5 protein-coding genes are annotated in these 4,154 nt (G+C 77.1%); all 5 read right to left on the bottom strand.

The window, feature by feature from the left end; all coding sequences use genetic code 11:
• The coding region (locus tag AB0L40_RS26920) for a hypothetical protein (RefSeq protein ID WP_364361751.1) at positions 1–577 on the bottom strand (577 nt) is incomplete at its 3' end.
• Between the two features lie 180 nt (positions 578–757).
• Positions 758–1,768, bottom strand: a complete 1,011-nt coding sequence (locus AB0L40_RS26915; protein ID WP_364361749.1) for an endonuclease/exonuclease/phosphatase family protein — start codon at positions 1,766–1,768, stop codon at positions 758–760.
• A gap of 196 nt (positions 1,769–1,964) precedes the next feature.
• Complete coding sequence (gene trxA / locus AB0L40_RS26910) at positions 1,965–2,282, bottom strand: thioredoxin (RefSeq protein WP_364361747.1); 318 nt, start codon at positions 2,280–2,282, stop codon at positions 1,965–1,967.
• A 148-nt stretch (positions 2,283–2,430) separates the two neighbouring features.
• A complete protein-coding gene (locus tag AB0L40_RS26905; protein ID WP_364361745.1) occupies positions 2,431–3,237 on the bottom strand; it encodes a polyprenol monophosphomannose synthase in 807 nt (268 codons plus the stop codon).
• A 78-nt stretch (positions 3,238–3,315) separates the two neighbouring features.
• The coding region (locus tag AB0L40_RS26900; protein ID WP_364361743.1) for an NADP-dependent isocitrate dehydrogenase at positions 3,316–4,154 on the bottom strand (839 nt) is incomplete at its 5' end.

Below are 4,154 nucleotides of genomic sequence, written 5' to 3'. Positions count from 1 at the left end.
GGCGCTCGGGGTCCCGGTGAACACGACCACCACGACGGTCTGCACCGGTCGGAGCCGGGCGCTCGTGCCGCCACTCCGGCTCGCCGAGGCGGGCGCGGGCCGCCGGGTCGGGGAGCGGCCGGGTCTCCGGGGGCGGCGCACCGCCCCCGAAGCGCGCGGACAGGGCGTCGAGCCCCCGCGCCCCGACGAAGAGGGTCCACGCCGCGGACCCGACGGCCGCGACGAGCACGGCGCCGGACACCCAGGCGTAGCCGAGGTCGCCGTCGAGCAGGCGTCGCAGGACGAAGAGGAGGCCGACGAACGCGGCGGACATCCCCGCGACGCTCGACCAGCGGTCGCCGCGGTCGCCGGGCAGTTCCACGAGGGACGTGAGGCGCCCGAGCTCCCAGACGAGCAGGACGATCGCGAGGACCCACGCCAGGATCCCGAGCTCGTGCCAGCCGGACAGCTCGAACGCGAAGCCGCGGACCTCGATCCGGTACCACGGCAGCGTCGAGTTGGCGACCAGCAGCGCCGCGCCGCCGAGCAGCACCTTGCGGGGACCGGAGAGGGTCGAGAGCTCCTGCGGCACGGGCACGGTCGGGTCGGCCGGCGTCCCGCCGTCCGAGGGACCAAGACTCCCTGAAGCGCGGACGCCCATCACCAGGTGTACGTCGCCCGCCCCCTCCGCGGACGCCTCGCCGACCCCGGCACGGGACCGCGGTGACGGGCCCACGGCTTCCCGGCGCCGCCGCGGGAACCACCGTGCGCCCCGCCCCTACTCCGACGCCACCCGCGCCCACACCGCGCGGTGGTCGCTGCCCGCGATCCGGAGGACCCCCGCCTTCGTCGCCCGCCAGCGGCCGCCGCTGAGGACGTGGTCGATCGCGGGCCGCGTGATGCCGAGGGGTCCGCCCGTCCAGGTCGCCCGCAGGCCCTCGCCGCGGTCGGACGCGGCGTCGTGGCAGCCGGCGCCGATCAGCGCGCGGAACGGGGAGTGGTCGAGCGTGGCGTTGAAGTCGCCCGCGAGCACCTCGCCGGCGCGGCACTGCGGCCGCAGCCGCAGGAGGTTCGCCCGCCACGCGGCCTGCGACGCGAGCAGCGCCGGCGGCAACGGATGGACCGCCGAGAACGTCATCGGCCGCCCGCCGACGAGGGTCAGGCGGACGCGGACGGCGCCGTGCGCGCCCGAGGTGGACGACGGGGGCGCCAGGCGCCGCGGGCGCAGATTCGACCGGACGAGCAGCGACGTCGGCCGCGCGGACCCGTCGTCATCCGGTCCGCCGCGGGCGTCGGTGAGGGCGGTCCAGGGCCGGCCGGTGGCGGCCTGCAGCGCGCGGGCGGTGCGCCGCGCGAGGACGGCGTTGGCCTCCGGCAGCGCGACGACCTGGGCCCGCGTCCGGCGGACGAGCGCGACGAGCGTCGCCGGCGCGACCTCCGAGCGCAGCACGTTGGCGCTCAGGATCGTCACCGCCGGCCCGCCGCTGGGCATCGGTCCCGACGTCCCGAGCACGCGCGGCGCGATCTGGACGGCCGACGCGACGGCCGCCAGCAGCAGGACGACCGGGGCGAGCACGGGCCGGGCGAGCAGGAGCGCCGCGGCGATCCATCCCGCCGCCGCGGCGGCGAGCAGGACGACGATCGGCACCCGCATCGCCGCCAGGAGCGTGAACGGCGAGTGCGCGTCGAGCCGGCCCTGCGCCGGGAACGGCACCTCGTGGGCCCACAGGACCAGGGCCGCGGCGACCACGAGGATCCACGGCCACGGCCGCACGGGAGCGATCCGCACCCAGGGGAGGGTGACAGCCTCCCCAGCGACGGCGCGCCGGCCGCGATCCTCTCGCGGGCCCCGGGTCCACGACGCCGCGGCGCGGGGACGCCGGTCCCCCCGGCCCCCGCAGCGACACCGCCCCGGAACGACGACGGGCCGCGCGTGGCGCGGCCCGTCGGTGCTGCTGGTCCGGCCCCCGAGGGGCCGGGGCGGATCAGCCGAGGATGCGGTCGATCTCGGCGTTCAGGCGGGGCTTCGGCATGGCGCCGACGATCTGGCCGGCGGGCTCGCCGTTCTTGAAGACGATCATCGTCGGGATCGACATGATCCCGTACTTGGCGGCCGTCTGCTGGTTGTCGTCCGTGTTCAGCTTGACCACGCGGACGTCGGCGCGCTCGGAGTCGATCTCCTCGAGCACGGGGCTCACCGCGCGGCACGGGCCGCACCAGGGGGCCCAGAAGTCGACGATCGTGGCCTGGTCGCTCTCGATGACCTCGGCCTGGAAGTTGCTGTCGGTGACGTCAGTCGCCATCTCACTGCTCCTCGTTGGAACCGCACTCGATCCTCGCGGATCCGGACTGCTGCTGCCACCTACTATACAAAATGAAGTGACCGCCCTCGATGCCCGCCGCGCCACGACCGGCGGTGCGCCGGATCCGCGGTCGGGACCGCTCCCGAGGCTACCGCCCCGGGCCGCTCACGGAGGCGGGATCCTCCTCGGCGGCGCGGGCCCCGGCCACCAGCGGCGCGCGCCAGCCGGAGCGCCGCAGGGCGGGGACGAGGACGACGGCCTCGCGCGCGATGCGCCAGTTCATCTTCGACGTGCCGGCCGTCCGGTCGCGGAAGACGATCGGGACCTCGACGACGCGGAAGCCCGAGCGCACCGCCCGCCAGGTCAGCTCGACCTGGAACGCGTAGCCCATCGAGCGCACCGTCGGCAGGTCGATCGCGCGCAGCACCTCCGCGCTGAAGCACTTGAAGCCGCCGGTCAGGTCGCGCACCCGCAGCCCGAGCGTGACGCGGGCGTAGAACGACCCGCCGCGCGAGATCACCCGGCGCAGCAGCCCCCAGTCGGAGACCCCGCCGCCGCGCACGTAGCGGGAGCCGAGCGCCAGGTCCGCGCCGCCGCGGACCGCGTCCAGCAGGCGGGCGAGGTCGCGCGGGTCGTGCGAGAGGTCGGCGTCCATCTCGAGGACGTGGGTCGCGCCGGACCCGAGGGCGAGCGCGAAGCCCGCCAGGTAGGCCGGACCGAGGCCCTCGGGGCGTTCGCGGTGCAGCACCTGCACCTCGTCGGGGTGCGCGGCCGCGAGCCGGTCGGCGATGTCGCCCGTCCCGTCGGGTGACCCGTCGTCGACGATCAGGATCCGGAAGCCGTCCGGGCACGCGGCGGCGAGGGTCTCCCGCGAGAGCCCCACGACCCGCTCGACGTTCTCCGCCTCGTCGAACGTCGGGATGACCAGCCACGGGACGTGGGCGACCGACGACATGCGGCGGAACGGTAGTGACTGACGGCCGTCGCCGTGCTGACGGGCGCGCAGGCGCCCGTGCGCGAGGTCCCCGACGGCTCAGCCGAGCAGCGCCGGCAGCAGCTCGTCGCGCACCGTCGCGTCGACGCGTGCGGCGTCGAAGCGCTCCGCCAGCAGCGCGCGCGACCGCGCCGCGTCGTCGGTCCCCGGCCCGCGCGGGGCGTCCAGCGCCGAACGGATCGCGCCGCCGAGCAGCGCGGCGTCGTCGGGCCGGTCGACGACCAGGCGCGGGGTCGCGGCCCGCACGACGGAGAGCGCGACGTACGCGCCGGGCGCGGCGGTCGTGACGACCCGGCAGCCGGCGGCCAGCGCCTCGAGCTGGACGAGCCCGTGGTCCTCGCGGCGCGGGGCGATCACGAACGCCCGCGCGCGCCGCAGCAGCGCGGCGAACGCGTCGGGCGCCAGGGAGCCCTCGTCGCGGACGCCCGCCGGCACGCCCGCGGGACCGGCGGCCTCGGCCACGGCACCGCGGGGCGCGCCGCAGACGACGAGCTCCTCGCCGTCGCGGCGCTCCAGCCGCCAGGCGGCCAGCACGCGGTCGAGGCCCTTCTTCGCCGGGTCCGACGCGTAGGTGACCGCGGCGACGTCGCGCTCCGCCCACGCGCGGGGCGGCGGGCCCAGCTCCACCGGCGGCGGCACCACGACCGCCCGCGGGCGGGGTCGCGGGACCTCCGTGAGCGCCTCGGCGGACTGCGGGATCAGGAGCGGGCAGCGCCGCAGCAGCAGGCGCTCACGAGGGCGCTGCCAGACGCCGTGGCGGCCGGGGCGGTTGGCGGCCATCGCGGCGTCCAGGCGGATCGCGCAGCCGGCGGCCTGCAGCTCCTTGATGGCGGCCTTCAGCTGCGGGACCGACGCCGAGATGTTCGGCAGCTTGATGA

This window comes from Patulibacter sp. NPDC049589, from assembly GCF_040675535.1.
GTDB lineage: Bacteria > Actinomycetota > Thermoleophilia > Solirubrobacterales > Solirubrobacteraceae > Patulibacter.
Note: the sequence above shows the minus strand (reverse complement) of the source record. Positions and strands in the feature narration are given on the sequence as shown.